This is a genomic window from Roseovarius confluentis, assembly GCF_002917925.1.
GTDB lineage: Bacteria > Pseudomonadota > Alphaproteobacteria > Rhodobacterales > Rhodobacteraceae > Roseovarius > Roseovarius confluentis.
This window is the reverse complement of sequence record NZ_PPFE01000005.1, coordinates 54261-71208: the sequence shown is the minus strand read 5'-3', so window position 1 is coordinate 71208 and position 16948 is coordinate 54261. Positions and strand designations below refer to the sequence as shown.

At 63.6% G+C, this 16948-nt stretch carries 18 protein-coding genes; 14 read left to right on the top strand and 4 right to left on the bottom strand.

Going from position 1 to position 16948, the window contains the following annotated elements; genetic code table 11:
- Nucleotides 1-64 precede the first annotated feature (64 nt).
- From uvrC to pnp, 9 genes are all read left to right on the top strand, one after another.
- Nucleotides 65-1948 (top strand): excinuclease ABC subunit UvrC, encoded by a 1884-nt coding sequence (gene uvrC / locus C2I35_RS13175; RefSeq protein WP_103763533.1) that lies wholly within the window; start codon nucleotides 65-67, stop codon nucleotides 1946-1948.
- Nucleotides 1949-2088: 140 nt separating this feature from the next.
- The gene (pgsA, locus tag C2I35_RS13170; RefSeq protein ID WP_103763532.1) at nucleotides 2089-2748 is read left to right on the top strand and encodes a CDP-diacylglycerol--glycerol-3-phosphate 3-phosphatidyltransferase; all 660 of its coding nucleotides are present in this window, start codon (nucleotides 2089-2091) and stop codon (nucleotides 2746-2748) included.
- Nucleotides 2749-2752: 4 nt separating this feature from the next.
- Entirely contained in the window at nucleotides 2753-2998 is a 246-nt protein-coding gene (gene moaD / locus C2I35_RS13165; RefSeq protein ID WP_103763531.1) for a molybdopterin converting factor subunit 1, read from the top strand.
- 4 nt (nucleotides 2999-3002) lie between these two features.
- Nucleotides 3003-3443 carry a molybdenum cofactor biosynthesis protein MoaE gene (locus C2I35_RS13160; RefSeq protein ID WP_103763530.1) on the top strand — a complete coding sequence of 147 codons (441 nt, stop codon included), beginning with the start codon at nucleotides 3003-3005 and terminating at the stop codon, nucleotides 3441-3443.
- A gap of 77 nt (nucleotides 3444-3520) precedes the next feature.
- Nucleotides 3521-3811, top strand: coding sequence for an SCP2 sterol-binding domain-containing protein (locus tag C2I35_RS13155; protein WP_103763529.1), 291 nt, complete (start codon nucleotides 3521-3523; stop codon nucleotides 3809-3811).
- A 121-nt stretch (nucleotides 3812-3932) separates the two neighbouring features.
- Nucleotides 3933-5174 (top strand): cation:proton antiporter, encoded by a 1242-nt coding sequence (locus C2I35_RS13150; protein ID WP_103763528.1) that lies wholly within the window; start codon nucleotides 3933-3935, stop codon nucleotides 5172-5174.
- Nucleotides 5175-5358: 184 nt separating this feature from the next.
- Entirely contained in the window at nucleotides 5359-5655 is a 297-nt protein-coding gene (locus C2I35_RS13145) for a hypothetical protein (RefSeq protein ID WP_103763527.1), read from the top strand.
- Nucleotides 5656-5698: 43 nt separating this feature from the next.
- Nucleotides 5699-5848 (top strand): hypothetical protein, encoded by a 150-nt coding sequence (locus C2I35_RS22310; RefSeq protein ID WP_211286142.1) that lies wholly within the window; start codon nucleotides 5699-5701, stop codon nucleotides 5846-5848.
- An 89-nt stretch (nucleotides 5849-5937) separates the two neighbouring features.
- The gene (pnp, locus tag C2I35_RS13140) at nucleotides 5938-8073 is read left to right on the top strand and encodes a polyribonucleotide nucleotidyltransferase (protein ID WP_103763526.1); all 2136 of its coding nucleotides are present in this window, start codon (nucleotides 5938-5940) and stop codon (nucleotides 8071-8073) included.
- Nucleotides 8074-8331: 258 nt separating this feature from the next.
- Here the strand turns inward: pnp and C2I35_RS13135 are convergent, their stop codons facing one another.
- Nucleotides 8332-9333, bottom strand: a complete 1002-nt coding sequence (locus C2I35_RS13135; protein WP_103763525.1) for a Hint domain-containing protein — start codon at nucleotides 9331-9333, stop codon at nucleotides 8332-8334.
- A gap of 82 nt (nucleotides 9334-9415) precedes the next feature.
- A complete protein-coding gene (locus C2I35_RS13130; RefSeq protein ID WP_103763524.1) occupies nucleotides 9416-9874 on the bottom strand; it encodes an Lrp/AsnC family transcriptional regulator in 459 nt (152 codons plus the stop codon).
- A gap of 135 nt (nucleotides 9875-10009) precedes the next feature.
- On the opposite strand from C2I35_RS13130, the gene ald reads away from it, so the two are divergent.
- A complete protein-coding gene (gene ald / locus C2I35_RS13125; RefSeq protein ID WP_103763523.1) occupies nucleotides 10010-11128 on the top strand; it encodes an alanine dehydrogenase in 1119 nt (372 codons plus the stop codon).
- 55 nt (nucleotides 11129-11183) lie between these two features.
- Here ald and C2I35_RS13120 read toward each other — a convergent pair whose 3' ends face one another.
- Both C2I35_RS13120 and C2I35_RS13115 read right to left on the bottom strand, forming a co-directional pair.
- Nucleotides 11184-12725, bottom strand: a complete 1542-nt coding sequence (locus C2I35_RS13120) for a trimethylamine methyltransferase family protein (RefSeq protein WP_103763522.1) — start codon at nucleotides 12723-12725, stop codon at nucleotides 11184-11186.
- Complete coding sequence (locus C2I35_RS13115; RefSeq protein ID WP_170067208.1) at nucleotides 12722-13363, bottom strand: TetR/AcrR family transcriptional regulator; 642 nt, start codon at nucleotides 13361-13363, stop codon at nucleotides 12722-12724. The genes C2I35_RS13120 and C2I35_RS13115 overlap by 4 nt, the downstream gene beginning before the upstream one ends.
- Before the next feature lie 71 nt (nucleotides 13364-13434).
- Between C2I35_RS13115 and C2I35_RS13110 the strand changes: the two genes are divergently transcribed.
- From C2I35_RS13110 to C2I35_RS13095, 4 genes are all read left to right on the top strand, one after another.
- Complete coding sequence (locus C2I35_RS13110) at nucleotides 13435-13659, top strand: hypothetical protein (RefSeq protein WP_146050036.1); 225 nt, start codon at nucleotides 13435-13437, stop codon at nucleotides 13657-13659.
- Nucleotides 13660-13829: 170 nt separating this feature from the next.
- On the top strand, nucleotides 13830-14525 hold the full coding sequence (locus C2I35_RS13105) for a DNA helicase (protein WP_103763519.1): 696 nt from the start codon (nucleotides 13830-13832) through the stop codon (nucleotides 14523-14525).
- Nucleotides 14526-14636: 111 nt separating this feature from the next.
- Nucleotides 14637-15683: an ABC transporter permease gene (locus C2I35_RS13100; protein WP_103763518.1), complete on the top strand. Its 1047-nt coding sequence runs from the start codon at nucleotides 14637-14639 to the stop codon at nucleotides 15681-15683.
- 16 nt (nucleotides 15684-15699) lie between these two features.
- On the top strand, nucleotides 15700-16887 hold the full coding sequence (locus C2I35_RS13095; RefSeq protein ID WP_103763517.1) for an ABC transporter permease: 1188 nt from the start codon (nucleotides 15700-15702) through the stop codon (nucleotides 16885-16887).
- Nucleotides 16888-16948 lie beyond the last annotated feature (61 nt).

The following is a 16948-nucleotide window of genomic DNA, read 5'->3' as shown; positions in this document are numbered from 1 at the left end:
TGTTTCCTATTGCGGGGTGTGTGCTAATCATTGCAGCCCAACAGGCAGAATCAAACCAGAACGAATGACCGGCGAATCGAAACACGAAACAGAGCGCGCTGCCGTCCCCGAGACCGGGCATAAGGTGATCCAGTCTTACCTGAAGACGCTGGATGGCTCGCCCGGGGTCTACCGGATGCTGGGGGCGCAGAGCCAGGTGCTGTATGTCGGCAAGGCGCGGAACCTGAAGGCGCGGGTGTCGAGCTATTCGCGGCCCACGGGGCATACTCCGCGGATCGCTAGGATGATCGCGGAAACCGCGTCGATGATGTTCCTGACCACGGCGACCGAGACCGAGGCGCTGCTGCTGGAGCAGAACCTGATCAAGCAGCTGAAGCCGCGCTACAACGTGCTTTTGCGCGACGACAAGTCGTTTCCGAATATCCTTGTGACCGGGCACGACTTTCCGATGATCAAGAAGCATCGCGGCGCGAAGAAGGAGAAAGGGCAGTATTATGGCCCCTTCGCCAGCGCGGGGGCGGTGAACCGGACGCTGGGGCAGTTGCAGCGGGTGTTCCAGCTGCGCAATTGCAGCGACACGCAGTTCGAGAGCCGCACGCGGCCTTGTTTGCAATACCAGATCAAGCGCTGCACGGCGCCATGTGTGGGGTATATCTCGAAACAGGAGTATGCCGCGCAGGTGAAGGATGCGCAGCGTTACCTGTCGGGGCGGTCGACGGAGATCCAGGAGAAGCTGGCCGCCGACATGCAGGAAGCCAGCGCGGCGATGGAGTTCGAGCGCGCCGCGGCCTTGCGTGATCGGATCAAGGCACTGACGCAAGTGCAGACGGCGCAAGGGATCAACCCGCGCACGGTGGGCGAGGCGGATCTGGTGGCGCTGCACCTGGAGAAAGGTCAGGCTTGCGTGCAGGTGTTTTTCATCCGTGCGGGGCAGAACTGGGGGAACAAGGATTTCTATCCGCGCGTCGGTGCGGACGTGGCCGAGGCGGAAGTGCTGGAGGCGTTCCTGGGCCAGTTCTATGACACCAAGGACCCGGCGCGGCAGATCATCCTGAGCCACGAGATCGAGAGCCCGGACCTGATGGGAGAGGCGCTGAGTGGCAAGCTGGGGCGCAAGGTGGAACTGCTGGTGCCGCAGCGGGGCGAGAAGGCCGAGCTGGTCGAGGCGGCGCTGCGCAATGCCCGCGAAAGCCTTGCGCGGAAGATGAGCGAGAGCGCGACGCAGGCCAAGCTGCTGAAGGGCGTGGCGGAGGCGTTCGACCTGCCCGCGGCCCCGGAGCGGATCGAGGTCTATGACAACAGCCATATCCAGGGGGCGCATGCCGTGGGGGCGATGATCGTGGCCGGGCCCGAAGGGCTGATGAAGAACCAGTATCGTAAGTTCAACATCCGCGGCGACGACCTGACCCCCGGGGATGATTTCGGGATGATGAAAGAGGTCCTGACCCGGCGGCTGAAGCGGCTGATCAAGGAGGATCCGGACCGCGACAAGGGGCTGTGGCCCGATCTGCTGTTGATCGATGGCGGTCAGGGGCAGGTGAGCGCCGTGCATTCGATCATGCAGGAGATGGGCGTGCGCGACCTGCCGATGGTGGGCGTGGCCAAGGGGCTGGACCGCGACGCCGGCAAGGAAGAGTTTCACCGGATGGGCAAGCGGCCCATGGCGCTGCGCCACAACGATCCGGTGCTGTATTTCATCCAGCGGCTGCGGGACGAGGCGCACAGGTTTGCCATCGGCACGCACCGGGCAAAGCGGACCAAGGCGGTCAGTGCCTCACCGCTGGACGAGATCGCGGGGGTGGGCGCGTCGCGTAAACGCGCATTGCTGGCGCATTTCGGGTCGGCCAAGGCGGTGAGCCGGGCGAACTTGGCAGATCTCAAGGCTGTGGACGGCGTCTCGGCCGCGCTGGCGCAGAAGGTCTATGACCATTTCCACGAGAAAGGCTGAGCGGATTTCGACGCGGGCTGCGCCCGCGCCGACCGGCTGGGGGCGCTGCCCCCAGACCCCCGGAGTATTTCGGGAACGATGAAGCCGTGGAAACCTGATCAGGGCTTTCGGACGAGGGCGGTTCGCACTACTTAGAGCGTATGACGTGGAATCTTCCGAATATTCTGACCGTGTTGCGGTTGTTGGCGGCCCCGGCGCTGGCGGTGATGTTTCTTTACTTCAACCGCCCGTGGGCGGATTGGTTTGCGCTGGTGCTGTTCGTCGGCGCGGCGATCACGGACTGGTTCGACGGCTACCTGGCCCGGGCGTGGAAGCAGACGACCAAGCTGGGCACGATGCTTGACCCGATCGCGGACAAGGCGATGGTTGTGATCGCACTCGCGGTGATCCTGGGGTACTCGTCGATGTCGCCGTGGCTGGTGCTGCCGGCGACGATGATCCTGTTCCGGGAAGTGTTCGTGTCGGGCCTGCGGGAATACCTGGGCGATACGGCGGGAACGCTGAAGGTGACCAGGCTGGCCAAGTGGAAGACCACGTTGCAGATGGTGGCGATTGCGGTGCTTTTTGCGCAAGGTGTTTTCCTGCACTATTTCGGCATGTCCAGCATGGGCATGGATGAACAGATCGTGGCCGATGTGTTGGCGGGTCGCGAAGAGGATCTGCATGGGCTGCGGTGGAAATTCGACGGGATGGTCGTCACCGGCCATGTTGGGCTGTGGCTGTTGTGGCTGGCCGCCGGGCTGACGCTGATCACCGGCTTCGACTATTTTCGCAAGGCGATGCCTTACCTGAAGGACTGAGCACATGGACGTTCTATACTTCGCATGGGTGCGGGAGCGGATCGGGCGCCCCAAGGACAACATCGAAACCGGGGCCGCGACGGTGCGGGACCTGGTCGAGGAGTTGCGGGCGCGGGAGGCGCGCTACGAGATGGCGTTCGCCGATCTGGATGCGCTGCGGGTGGCCGTGGACCAGGAGCTGGCGGATTTCGATGCGCCGCTTGCGGGGGTGCGCGAGGTGGCATTCTTTCCGCCGATGACGGGGGGCTGAGGCCTTGGACATCCGTGTGCAGGAAGAGGCGTTCGACCTTGGCGCAGAGGTCAACGATTTCACCAGCCGGCAGAGTGGCATGGGCGCGGTGGTGAGTTTCACCGGGATCGTGCGGGATATCGCGGCGGGCCTGGAGGCGATGCAGATCGAGCATTACCCGGGGATGACCGAGAAGGCGCTGGCCGGGATCGCCGAGGAGGCAAGCGCGCGCTGGAGCTTGGGCGATGTGCTGGTCATTCATCGCCATGGTGCGCTGGCCCCCGACGAGATGATCATGATGGTCGCCACGTCCTCGCCCCACCGGGCGGATGCGTTTCAGGCGGCGGAGTTCCTGATGGATTACCTGAAATCCCGCGCGCCCTTCTGGAAAAAGGAAGTGACGCGGGACGGCGCCGATTGGGTGGATGCGAAGGACGCCGACGAGGACGCGCTGAGCCGCTGGTGACGCAAGGTTCGCGTTGACCGCAGCGGGCCGTGCATGGAGAGATTTGCCCGTCGGGACAGCGAAAGGTGCGTCATTCCATGAACGAGATCATCGAGAGTTATGTCGAAACGCTGGACCCCAAGGCGAAGGGGGCCATTCGCGGCACCGCGAAGCTGGTGATCGAGGGTGCGGGCAGCGTGATGCTGGACGAGACCGGCGCAAGGGCGGGCGACGAGGACGCCGACGTGGTGCTGATGGCCAGCGATGCGGTCTTTCGCGACATCCTGTCGGGCGAGCAGAACCCCGTTATGGCCTACATGTCGGGCAAGCTGAAGGTCGAGGGGAATGCGCAGCGAGCGCTGAAAGTCAGCGGGATCCTGACCGGGTGAGGCCCGGACAGGGTGTGCCGGTAAACGGCAGCGTCCGCGCCCCGAGGCCTTGTGGCGGTCGCTTGCAAAGCTGTGCTAATCCCGTTCCTGGTACCACGATTTCAACTAAACAGAAGCATCCATGAACTCGGATTCCTTTTTTGGTCTTGATCCCTATCACATTGCGCTGGCGGTGACCGGGGTGATCGTCATCAGCGCGCGGTGGCTGCCGCGGCTGGTGTCCCGTGCGGAGCCGGTGTTTGCGCCGCTGATGATCCTGTTCGGGGCCGGGGCCGCCATGCTGATCCCAGCCGCGGCTTTCATGCCTGACCCGCGCGAAGCGCCGCTGCTGTGGGAAAAGATGAGCGAGCTGGCCGTGATCGTGGCGTTGTTCGGGACGGGGATGCGGATCGACACGATCAGGCCCTGGCGCAAGTGGAGTCCGACGGCGCGTATGCTTGGCATCGCCATGCCATTGACCATCGCCGCCGTGGCTCTGCTTGGCGTCAGCCTGGAGGGCCTGACCGTGGCCGGGGCGATCCTCTTGGGGGCAGTCATCGCGCCCACTGATCCGGTGCTGGCGGCCGATGTGCAGGTCGGTCCGCCGCAGGAAGGCCGGGAGCATCCCGTGCGCTTTACCCTGACGACAGAGGCGGGGCTGAACGACGGGCTGGCGTTTCCGTTCGTGTATCTGGGACTGATCGTGGCCGCCGAAGGCCTGAACCCGGGTGTCTGGGCGCTGGACTGGCTGGTTTGGGATGTGTTTTATCGCATCGCCGTCGGGATCGTCGCCGGATGGGCCGGTGGCCGCGTGCTTGCGTTCGTGCTGTTCTCGGTCCCGCGGAACGCGCCGCTGGCCGACACCGGATCGGGGGTGGTGGCACTGGCCGGGGTGCTGTTGTGCTATGGCTCGACGGAACTGGTGGAGGGCTATGGGTTCATCGCCGTTGCCGTGATGGGGCTGACCCTGCGGCGAGAGGAAAAGGACCACCGATTTCACCGGCGCCTGCATGATTTCACGGAATCGATCGAACATGCGCTGACCGCCCTGTTGCTGGTCGCGCTGGGGACGGTCCTGCCGCTGGTGCTGGCCGATCTGACCTGGCGCCATGTGGTCATTGCGCTGATCCTGATCTTGGTCATCCGGCCCGTATCAGGCTGGCTGAGCCTGATGGGGTCGCATATGCCGCACCGGGACCGGGCGGTGGTTGCCGTCTACGGGGTGCGCGGGATCGGCTCGATCTACTACCTGTGCTACGCGATGAGCCATATAGATTTCGTGAACGAGAGTGAGCTTTGGTCGCTTGTCGGGTTGGTCATCCTGCTGTCCACGATCCTGCACGGTTTCAGCGTCAACTGGTCGATGCGGAGGATCGAGGATTGACGGTCGGTCGCCGCGCGGCGCGGGGTCTCGTGTGATGCGAACCCTCTGCCCTATTTGCCTTGGGAATTGGCATGTTTCGACGCGCTGCACTGAACGTGGGGGGCTGACCCGCCCGGCTTTTGCCGCGAATCGTGACAAAATTGTTAACCGTGCTATCCTTTAAACTCTGGAGGGAGTTTATGCGATGGCAGTACCGGCACAGGTGACTTGGGCAAACACTTCGACGAAACCGGGGACGGATATCCGGCAGCTCGGGGGGTATGTGAAGAAATTCTTTGGCAAGGCGCCGTGGCAACTCAGGCCCGAAGACGCGATTGCCAGCATCGAGCACGACGAGTGGCGGTTCTATGTCGAGTTGGACGGCGAGAAAGTCTGGCTTGAGGTCGAGGAAGACCCGCAGGGGCAGAAAAAGCTGAGCCTGTCCGGCGAGGTTCTGGCCGAAGAGGTTTTCGGATCGCTGCCGGACAAGCCGACCCAGTGAGGCCGCGCGGCTTGTCCCGGGGACGAGCCCTGAAATTCCAATCATGACGATGTTCGATGGCCGTCCTGTGCAATATGCCGCCGGGTGCGTGTTTCGGGCTGTGGCCGGCGCGACATCGCCGCTTTCATTTCACACCGATCTGCTGTATGGGCGCACCTATCTGAAACGTGACGCCTTAGACCCCGGCGCATGAGATGATGGAGGGGTCGGTGGCAATGGGGCCACCAATGTAACGGAGGACCCGGGATACGCCCGGGAGGGCCTCCAGCTAGGAAACGATAGATGTTCAAAGAAGTGAAAAAATCGATCCAGTGGGGCGAGGATACGCTGACACTGGAAACGGGCAAGGTTGCCCGTCAGGCGGATGGCTCGGTCATCGCCACCTACGGGGAAACCTCGGTCATGGCGAACGTGACCTTTGCAAAAGCCCCGCGTGAAGGTCAGGATTTCTTTCCGCTGACCGTTCACTACCAGGAGAAATACTATTCCGCGGGCAAGGTGCCCGGCGGCTTTTTCAAGCGTGAGGCACGGCCCACGGAAAAGGAAACCCTGACCGCGCGCCTGATCGACCGTCCGATCCGCCCGCTGTTCGTGCCGGGTTTCAAGAACGAAGTGCTGGTGATGTGCACCGTGCTGAGCCATGACCTGGTCAATGACCCGGATATGGTGGCGATGATCGCGGCCAGCGCCGCGCTGACCATTTCGGGCGCGCCCTTCATGGGGCCGATCGCGGGCTGCCGTGTCGGTTTCACCGATGGCGAGTACGTGCTGAACCCCGAGGTCGACGACATGCACGACCTGCGCAACAACCCCGAGCAGCGGCTCGACCTGGTGGTTGCGGGCACGAAGAGTGCCGTGATGATGGTGGAATCCGAAGCCTACGAGCTGTCGGAAGAGGAAATGCTGGGCGCGGTGAACTTCGCGCATGAGCAGATCCAGCCGGTGATCGACATGATCATCGACCTGGCCGAGGACGCCGCGAAAGAGCCGTTCGACTTCCAGCCGCCGGATTACAGCGACCTTTACGAGGCCGTGAAGGCGGCGGGCGAAGACAAGCTGGCCGCGGCCTACAAGATCCAGGACAAGCAGGAACGCACGAGTGCCGTTTCGGCCGCCAAGGAAGAGATCAAGGCATCACTGTCCGAAGAACAGCTTGAAGATCCGAACCTGGGCTCCGCTCTCAAGAAGCTGGAAGCGTCGATCCTGCGCGGTGACATCGTGAAGTCCGGTAAGCGGATCGACGGCCGGAGCCTCGACGAGGTCCGCCCGATCGTTTCGGAAACCGGCCTGCTGCCGCGGACGCATGGCTCGGCCCTGTTCACCCGTGGGGAAACGCAAGGTCTGGTCGTGACCACGCTGGGCACCGGCGACGACGAGCAGATCATCGACGCGCTGCACGGCAACTTCCGTTCGAACTTCCTGCTGCACTACAACTTCCCGCCCTACTCGGTCGGCGAAGCGGGGCGCGTGGGCCCTCCGGGACGGCGTGAAATCGGTCACGGCAAGCTGGCATGGCGCGCGTTGCAGGCGGTGCTCCCGGCGGCGACGGATTTCCCCTACACGATCCGGGTCGTCAGCGAGATCACCGAGTCGAACGGCTCGTCCTCGATGGCGTCGGTCTGTGGTGGGTCATTGTCCATGATGGACGCCGGTGTGCCGCTGAAGGCGCCGGTGGCCGGCGTGGCCATGGGCCTGGTGCTGGAAGACGACGGTTCCTACGGCATCCTGACCGACATCCTTGGGGACGAGGATCACCTGGGCGACATGGACTTCAAGGTGGCGGGGACCGAAGCCGGTATCACGTCGCTGCAGATGGACATCAAGGTCGCAGGCATCACGCCGGAGATCATGGAGAAGGCGCTTGAGCAGGCGAAGGCCGGCCGGTTGCACATCCTGGGCGAGATGGCCAAGGCGCTGACCGAAGCGAGCGAGTTCTCGGTTCACGCACCGCGCATCGAGACGATGCAGATCCCGACCGACAAGATCCGCGAAGTGATCGGGTCCGGTGGCAAGGTGATCCGCGAGATCGTCGAAGTGTCGGGCGCCAAGGTCGACATCAACGACGAGGGTGTCATCAAGATCGCGTCGCCCAACGGCGAGGCCATCCAGAAGGCATACGACATGATCCATTCGATCGTGGCAGAGCCGGAAGAAGGCAAGATCTACAAGGGTACGGTCGTGAAGATCGTGGACTTCGGCGCCTTCGTGAACTTCTTCGGCAAGCGCGATGGGCTGGTGCATGTCAGCCAGATCGAGAACCGCCGCCTGAACCATCCGTCGGACGTTCTGAAGGAAGGCCAGGACGTGTGGGTCAAGCTGCTGGGCTTTGACGATCGCGGCAAGGTGCGCTTGTCGATGAAGGTTGTCGACCAGGAGACCGGCGAGGAAGCCAAGAAAGAAGAGCCTGCGGACGAGTAAAATCCGCGGTCTTTGAGAAACGGAAAGCCCCGGTGGAGACGCCGGGGCTTTTTTGCGGGAAAGTGACGCGACGTCACAGCCAAAGGTAAGGTTTTCCCTACGGGTCAAAGCCCGTGTTTTTTCCGATACACCGCTCAGCCGCTCCGCGGTTAGAATACGGGTACCGGAAGGGTATCCGGCTGCGCTGTCACTCACGGATCATGCGCGTCGGAGGGGGTCCCGGTCAACGAACCGGGGCCCTTTGGATTTTCCTTGTTTCTAAAGCCGCATGAAGGCAGGTGCGCGGAGAGGGCCGCGCCTGCCCGCGATGCAGCGGGCCTCGCGGTAGGTCAGGATCGGCAGTGCCGCGCGATAGGGTGCGGTACCGGCGGCGCGACGGATCGCGGCGGCTTCTTCGATCAGCCAGTCCTCTGTCATCACGCCGGGCAGGATGGTTTCGCAGGGTGCGCCGCCCTCGGCCAGGACAAGCTGATGATCCTTGAGCAGAAGATGGACGTAGGTCACGGAGCGGCAGGGCGCGAAGGTGATGCCGGGCTGGCCCACCAGCGCCTTGGCGGGCACCAGTACCTCTTGCGTGCCGAAGAGCAGCTCGGCCTTCCACGCGCGGATCGCGACGCGATGCTGTTGGGACAGACGCAGTGGGCGCGTGTTGCCGAGAACGCCGGGGGCGAAACGGACCGGACAGGCGGGCCCGTCGCCCGCCATGCGCCGCGCGCCTGCCCAGAGGATGCGCCGGGGCGCGGCATCGCGGGTCAGCACCCGGTCACCGGAACGCAGATGCTCGACGGGCCGGGCGCCGGACGGGGTTTCGAGCAAGGTACCGGCGGCGAAACAATTGACCGTATGGGTATAGCTGGCGTTCTGGTCGGAGGTGAAAAACTTGGGCGGCTGGCCGTTGGTGAAATTGTCGAAGTACCAGGTTTCCAGATCGAAGCCCGGCGACCAGATGACCTGGGCCGGGTCGCCGTTGCCATCCGTCCCTTCGAACACGATGATGCCGCCATCAGCCGGGGCCGGGTCGCTGCGGATCACGACCGCGTCGTCGAGCAGATGCGTGCCGCCGGGGCCGGAATACTGGACATCGTAGGTCTCGCCCAGTTCGAACAGGTTGGGGCCGCTGTCGCTCGCGTTCGAGGTGACGATCAGGTCCTGCGAGCTGTTGGGCGGATAGTCGAAGGACGATTGCCCGGGCGCGTCGTTGACGTTTGCCCCGGTCGCAACCGCGAATTCGTTGTCTATGCCGTAAAACGTCTTGGTCATGCCCGCCACTCCGAGAGGCGAGCATCACGTCAAGAGCCTAAGGCGATGTTGATTACCGAAAGGAAAATACGGCGGATTTGACTTAAACCGGCAGGGCCGTGGTTTGCAGCACCGTGCGCAGCGCAAAGCTGGATTGCATGGTGGCCACACCGGGCAGGCGGGTGAGATACTGGCGGTGGATGCGGGCGAAATCCTCGGTGTCCTCGACCGCGAGTTTGAGCAGATAGTCTGCGGTGCCCGCCGTCAGGTGGCATTCCAGCACATTGGGGATGCGGGCCACGGCGGTCTCGAACGCGTCGAGCACATCGTCTGCCTGGGTCGTGAGGGTGATCTCGACGAAGACGGTGGTGGGCACCCCCATGCGGCGCGGGTCCAGAAGGGCGACATAGTCCTTGATGTAGGCTTCGGTTTCCAGCCGCTGCACCCGGCGATGACAGGCCGAGGGCGAGAGGTTGACCGCCTCGGCCAGGTCGGCGTTGGAGATGCGGCCGCGTTTCTGCAGGACGGCAAGAAGGCGACGATCCATCGTGTCGAGGGTCATTCGGGGCAAAACCTTTTGGTGAAACGCCAGTGCTTCGAAGAATATTCCGGTTTCTACAGCAAGCACGGGCAAAATATCAAACCCCTTTCAATGAGGCCGCTGTATTCTAGTCTATAGCGCAAAGAGGAGTGCGACATGAAAATCGGATGCCCGACTGAGATCAAACCGCAGGAGTTTCGCGTGGGGATGACACCCAACGCCGCCGGAGAGGCCGTGTCCCATGGTCACGAGGTCATCATCCAGTCCGGCGCCGGCAAGGGCGCGGGGTTCGAGGATGCGGATTATGTCGCCGCCGGGGCCACGATCATCGACACGGCGGAAGAGGTGTTTGCCACCGCCGACATGATCGTGAAGGTCAAGGAACCGCAGGCCGGTGAGCGCAAGATGCTGCGCGAAGGGCAGCTGCTGTTCACCTACCTGCACCTGGCGCCCGATCCGGCACAGACGAAGGACCTGCTGGAAAGCGGATGCACGGCGATTGCCTATGAGACCGTGACGGACGAGCGCGGCGGCCTGCCCCTGCTGGCGCCTATGTCGGAGGTTGCGGGCCGCTTGGCGCCGCAGGTTGGCGCCTACACGCTGCAGAAAGCCAATGGCGGGCGCGGCGTGCTGATGGGCGGCGTGCCCGGTGTGGGCCCGGCCAAGGTGCTGGTGATCGGTGGCGGTGTCGTGGGCACGCACGCGGCGCGGATCGCGGCGGGCATGGGCGCGGACGTGACCGTGCTGGACCGCTCGCTGCCGCGTCTGCGGTATCTCGACGACGTGTTCTCGGGTACTTTCAACACAGGATATTCGTCGCAAGGCCTTCTGGCCGAGCATCTGGAGCAGGCCGACATGGTGATCGGCGCGGTTCTGATCCCCGGGGCCGAAGCGCCCAAGCTGGTGAAGCGGGCACAGTTCGCCGACATGAAGCCGGGCGCGGTGCTGGTGGACGTGGCGATCGACCAGGGCGGGTGTTTCGAGACCTCGAAGGCCACCACCCATGCCGACCCGATCTATGATGTCGACGGGATCATGCATTACTGCGTGGCCAACATGCCGGGCGCCGTCGCGCGGACCTCGACCATCGCGCTGGGCAACGCGACGATGCCGTTCATGCTGGCGCTGGCGGATAAGGGGTGGAAACAGGCCTGTGCCGATGATCCGCACCTGCTGAACGGTCTGAACGTGCATGCCGGGCAGTTGACGTATTTTGCCGTGGGCAAGGCGCTGGGGATCGACGTGATCTCGCCGCAGATGGTTGTGAAAGGGTAAGGTCCGCGTGGGTTTTCACCCACCCTACGCTTGATTGCCGCACTCGGCACCAGACCTACTGCTCGATATCCGCGCCGCCTTCTTCGGTGCGTTTGGCGATGAAGGCGTCGATGGCCTCCAGCCGGTCTTGCGCCAGGGCCGGGTCCTCGTGCGCGGCGAGCGTTTCGAAAAAGATGCGGTTGGCACGTTCGGTCGTGTCCACCGCACCCCGGTCGCGGTAGTTCTCGTAGTTTGACCAGTCGGACAGGAGCGGCGAATAGAAGGCCGTCTCGAACCGGTCCAGCGTGTGCTGCGTGCCGAAGAAATGGCCGCCGTGGCGCACGTCGGCGATGGCGTCATAGGCGAGCGTGGCCTCGGTGACCTCGACCGGCTTGAAGAGTTCAGCGAACATTTGCAGCACTTCGACGTCGATGATGAACTTCTCGACCGAGATGGTCAGCCCGCCTTCGAGCCAGCCTGCGCCGTGCAGGATCAGGTTGGCGCCGCCCATCAGGGCGCCCCAGAGCGACATCTGCGATTCGTAGGCGGCTTGCGCATCCGGCGCGTTCGAGGCTGTCGGCGCTGAGGAGCGTAGGGGGACGTTGTAGCGGCGCGCAAGCTGGCCCGAGGCGAAGGCGGCCTTGACGTATTCCGGCGTGCCGAAGGCGGGCGCGCCGCTGCGCATGTCGACGTTGGAGGTGAAGCTACCGTAGCAGACGGGCGCGCCGGGACGGACGATCTGGGACAGGCACAGACCTGCCAGCGTCTCGGCGTTCTGCATGACCAGCGCGCCGGGGATGGTGACCGGGGCCATGGCGCCGGCCAGCGTGAAGGGCGTGAGGATCATCATCTGGCCCGCGCGGGCTGCGTCGATGATGCCGCGGCACATCAGGGCGTCCAGTTGCAGGGGCGAGTTGGAGTTGGCAACGGAATAGCTGACGCAGGTATTGGGGAAGTCGTCCTTGCCGAGGCCGTGGGCGAGGCGCAGGATCTCGTAGCTGTCGGCGATGGCCTCGCGCCCGCGGAAATAGACGAAGGGGATCTTTTCGGTCAGGGCCGCAATGGAGCGGGTCATGTGCAGGTGGCGCAGGCCGAGGGCGATGTCCTGCGGCTCGACCACCGGACCGATGAAATGGATCACGTCGAACGCCTGCGCGATCTTGCAGAAATTGTCGTAGTCCGCCTGCGTGCCGGGGCGGCGGCCGCCCTGCAGGTCGGAACAGTTGGGCGAGCCGGCGGAGGTGGTGATGCCGACGTTGGGCCCGCCGAGGGTCTGCGTGCGGGTGGGGTTGCGGCTGTGCAGGGTGACGTCTGGCGGCGCGTGGGCCATGAGCGCCATCAGCGCGCCGGGGTCGAAGCGGATGATTTTGTCATCGACTTCGGTCATCCCGGCGGAACGATAGAGGGCGCGGGCCTCGTCATTCAGAACCTTGATGCCGATGTCGCGCAGGACCCTGAGGGAGGTTTGGTGGATCGCCTCGATCTCGTCGGCGCTGAATTGCTCGATGGGCGGATAGGGACGCTTCCACTGGCGCCAGGCGGCGTCGAACGCGTGTTCGGCGGCATTGGCGCGCTTGGCGGCGCGGCCACGGCGGCCGCCGGAGCGTTGGGTGTTCATGATTTTTGTGCCCCGCGCATCAGGATGTCGCGATAGGCGTTGGCCGTGCCCGGGTTGATGTCGCGCCCGGTGAAGCAGCGGAAATAGGCCTCGAGATAGCTCATTCGCTGGGCGTCGGTTTCGCCCGCTGCGATGTCGAGCGCGTAATAGGTGATCTGGGTGAAGCAGATCACGCGGGCGCGGATGAACGCCTCGGGCTGGGGATAATCGAAGCGTTGGAACATGGCGGCGACGGCGTCGATCCGGGCGTCATCCTCGGCCTTGAGGCGCGCGCGGAGGGCGTCGTCGTAGCGGGCCCAGTTGCGGATCGCCTGATCGAGCGCCGGGTCGAAGCGGCGGTGATCGGTCCAGACGGCGAAAAGAGCGAGGATGCCGTCGTCGAGTGTCTCGGCTTTGGAAACCGCGTCGACGATAACGCCGGTGTTGCGGGAGCGCCATTGGTGAACAAGCGCGTCGAGGAGCGATTCGCGGGAGTCGAAATGCCAGTAGAAGCTGCCACGCGTGACACCGAGGCTGCGGGACAGGACGGTGATCTGGATTGCGTCGACGCCACTGTCGATCAGCAGGCGCAGGGCTGCGTCGATCCAGTCATCGCGGGTCAGACGGGTTTGTCGGTCTTCTTTCTGCGTGACTTGCATCGGGGTCTCTGTACAGGGCTGCATGGTTGAATACAGGGTTGTATGGTAGGCGTCAATCTTGAGAGAGGCTGATGGCTCAAACCATGAAGATCAACCGCCTGCAGCAGGATGACAAGACCACGGGATGGGGCGTGACCCTGCCTGACCGCACCGACCATGCGCGGTGCGTGTGGGCGGCGGTGTGCCAGAACGCGTTGAAGGTGACCAAGGGGACATTCGGCGGGGTGCTGGTTGCGGGACCTGGCGTGCGGGCTCGGTTCGAGTGGGAGCTTTTCACCAATCGGCACGAAGCCTGAGTTGATCGGTGGCGCATGGCTGGATACGGTGGGAAAAGGGCCGGGTCCGGGCCTCCTCCCTCCGATCGGGGCAGCATGTTTGGTGCAGGGCCGCTGAGTTTCGACACTTTTCGGGATGCGTTTGCGCATGAGGAAGGGCTGCACGGGGCGCATCCGCGAGGAGAGACGACATGCGGCTGAGTGCCCCTGTTTTCAGACTGAAGAGAGACGCAAAGAAACTGGCGCGGGACCGCTCCGTGCCGTTGCACGTGGCGCTGGACGAGGTTGCGGTGCGCGAAGGGTTCCGAAGCTGGAGCCACATGATGGCGGCGCGGCCCGTGGCGACGCTGGCGGCGCAGGTGCGGGCCGGGATCGCGCCCGGATCGCTGGTTGTGCTGGCGGCACGGCCCGGGCAGGGCAAGACGCGGCTGGGCCTTGAACTGGCGCAGGAGGCGGTGCGGGCCGGGCAGCGGGGGTGGTTCTTTACGCTGGATTACACGCGCCGGGACGTTGCCGCGCTTCTGGATGAAGGCGAGGCCACGGAATGTACCGTGGATACATCGGACGAGATATGCGCGGCGCATATCCTGGCCTCTACGGGGGATGCGGGGCGGGGCGACGTGATCGTGATCGACTTCCTGCAGCTCCTGGACCAGAAGCGGGTGCATCCGCCGTTGCAGGAACAGTTGGAGGACCTGAAGCGCCATGCGCAAGCAACCGGGGCCATTATCGCCGCGATTTCCCAGGTAGACCGGAGGTTCGATGCCGAGACCGGGGACGTGCCGGGCTTTGACGATCTCAGGATGCCGAACCCGGTGGACCTGTCGCTGTTCGACCGGGGCTGCTTTCTGTACGGTGGCGAGGCCCGGTTGCTGCACACGGCGTAATGTCGTTTTGCGACCTTTCTGAGGTCGCTTTTGGACCGCGCGGCTTGGCCCCAGCGGCTCTATGGTCATACAAACAAGAATAACCGTAGAGCCAGCCGGGGGCATCGCCATATGGGCCGATTTATCCTGCGCCGTATCGGAGTGATGCTTCTGACGGCGCTTTGCCTGACGTTCATCGTCTTCTTCCTGACCAATCTTTACCCGAACCTGGAAAAGATGGCGAAGACCGAGGGCAACATGCGGATGTCGGATGCCGAGGTCGAAAGCTATCTTCAGAACAACGGGTATTTGCAGCCGACGCTGGTGAAATACGGCCAGTGGCTGGGCGTGCTGCCCGGGTATGTCATCGAAGGGACGGACGGGAAGGTGCGGGCGAAATGCGCCACGCCCGAGAAGCCCGTAGAGCAGGCGCCGGCGTTTTGCGGCGTGTTGCAGGGGAACTGGGGCTATTCCAACCGTCTGAAGAAAGACGTGGACGTGGTGATCGGCGAGAAGCTGGCGCTGACCGGCATCCTGATGTTCTGGGTGATGCTGCTGATGGTGCCCTCGGCGCTGATCCTCGGGGTGTTGGCGGGGATGCGGGAAGGGTCAAAACTGGATCGGACGTTGTCGACCTTTTCGATCGGCACGACGGCGACCCCGGAATACGTGTCGGGTGTTCTGTTCATCGCCGTCTTCGCCAGTTCCGCCGTGGGGTTGAAGTGGTTCAAGGGCACGGCGACCAGTGCGATGGACAATATCACCTTCGAGAATTTCTTTCTGCCGGTGCTGACCATCGCTGTTTACGGCATGGGGTATATCGCGCGGATGACGCGGGCCAGCATGGCCGAGGTCATGACCTCGCAATATATCCGAACGGCGCGGTTGAAAGGCGTGAGCTTTCCCAACATCGTGATGAAACACGCGTTGCGCAACGCGCTGATCGCCCCTTTCACGGTGATCATGTTGCAGTTTCCCTGGCTGCTTAACGGCGTGGTGATCGTCGAGACGCTGTTCAACTACAAGGGCTTCGGCTGGGCGCTGGTGTTGGCGGCGGGGAACAATGACATCGAACTTTTGCTGGGAATCTCGGTGGTTTCGGTCGTCGTGGTGCTGGTGACGCAGCTGATCTCGGACATCGGGTATGTCTACCTGAACCCGCGTATTTCGGTCAGCTGAGGGGAGGAGAGCGGACATGGACCCCTTGAGCTGGAGCGGGATCCTCTTGCAGATGGTGCAGCAATTCGCGGCGCCGCTGATCGCGGTGGCGGTGACCTTTGTGGTTTCCTTCGTGTTCAAGCGCAGGCTGGGCATTTACGGCAAGCTTTTTGACAGCGTGATCGGGATGATCGGGCTGGCGCTGGTGCTGTTCTGGGTGTTCACGGCGTTCTTCGCCGGGGCGCTGGACATGGTGGGCACGCATGACCCGCTGGACCAGTCGGCGATGATGAAAAAGGCACTGCCCGGCGAGCCCTATAGCAAGCTGATCGGCGAGCCGGACCCGAACGCGGGGGAGCATTACCTGCTGGGCGGGGACAACCTGGGCCGCGACGTGTTCAGCCGGGTGGTGGATGGCAGCATCAAGGTGATGCTGATCGCGCCGTTCGCGACGATCTTCGCCTTCATGGTCGGGATCACGCTGGGCCTGCCGGCCGGGTATTACGGCGGGCGGTTCGACACGGTGCTGAGTTTCCTGGCGAACCTGGTTCTGGCCTTTCCGGTGATCCTGCTCTTTTACCTGCTTGTGACGCCCGAGATCAAAGAGACGCTGATCCCGCGGATCATGGCGGGCACATTGTTCATCTTTCCAATCGTTTTCCTGACGGTGCTGTGGAATTCGCGGTTCCGAACGCAGGCGTCTAAGCGTAACCTTTACGTTGGCATCACCTTGGTCATGGGGACGTGGGTGTACCTGGGTATCGCTTGGGATGCGGACCCGACGGGGATCATCAGCTTTCCGCCCAACCTGCTGGTGGTGTTCGTGTCGGTGGTATTCGTGAACTCGCCCACGGTGTTCCGGATCGTGCGCGGGCTGGCGCTGGACATCAAGACGCGCGATTACGTGGCCGCCGCGCAGACGCGGGGCGAGGGGCCGTGGTACATCATGCTGTGGGAGATCCTGCCCAATGCGCGCGGGCCGCTCTTGGTCGATTTCTGCCTGCGGATCGGGTACACCACGATCCTTCTGGGGACGCTGGGTTTCTTCGGTCTGGGGCTGGAAAGCGAGAGCGCCGACTGGGGCAAGATGATCATCGACGGGCGGCGCCTGCTGTCGGCCAATATCCTGCATATCGCCATTCCGCCTGCGCTGGCGCTGCTCAGCCTCGTTCTGGGGCTGAACTTCTTGGCGGACGGGCTGCGGGAAGAGAGCTTGAGGGATTAGGGACCAACCCGCCCCGGACCCCGATCCGGGGCCTCTGGTGGCGAGGTCTCGGGGCAGGCCC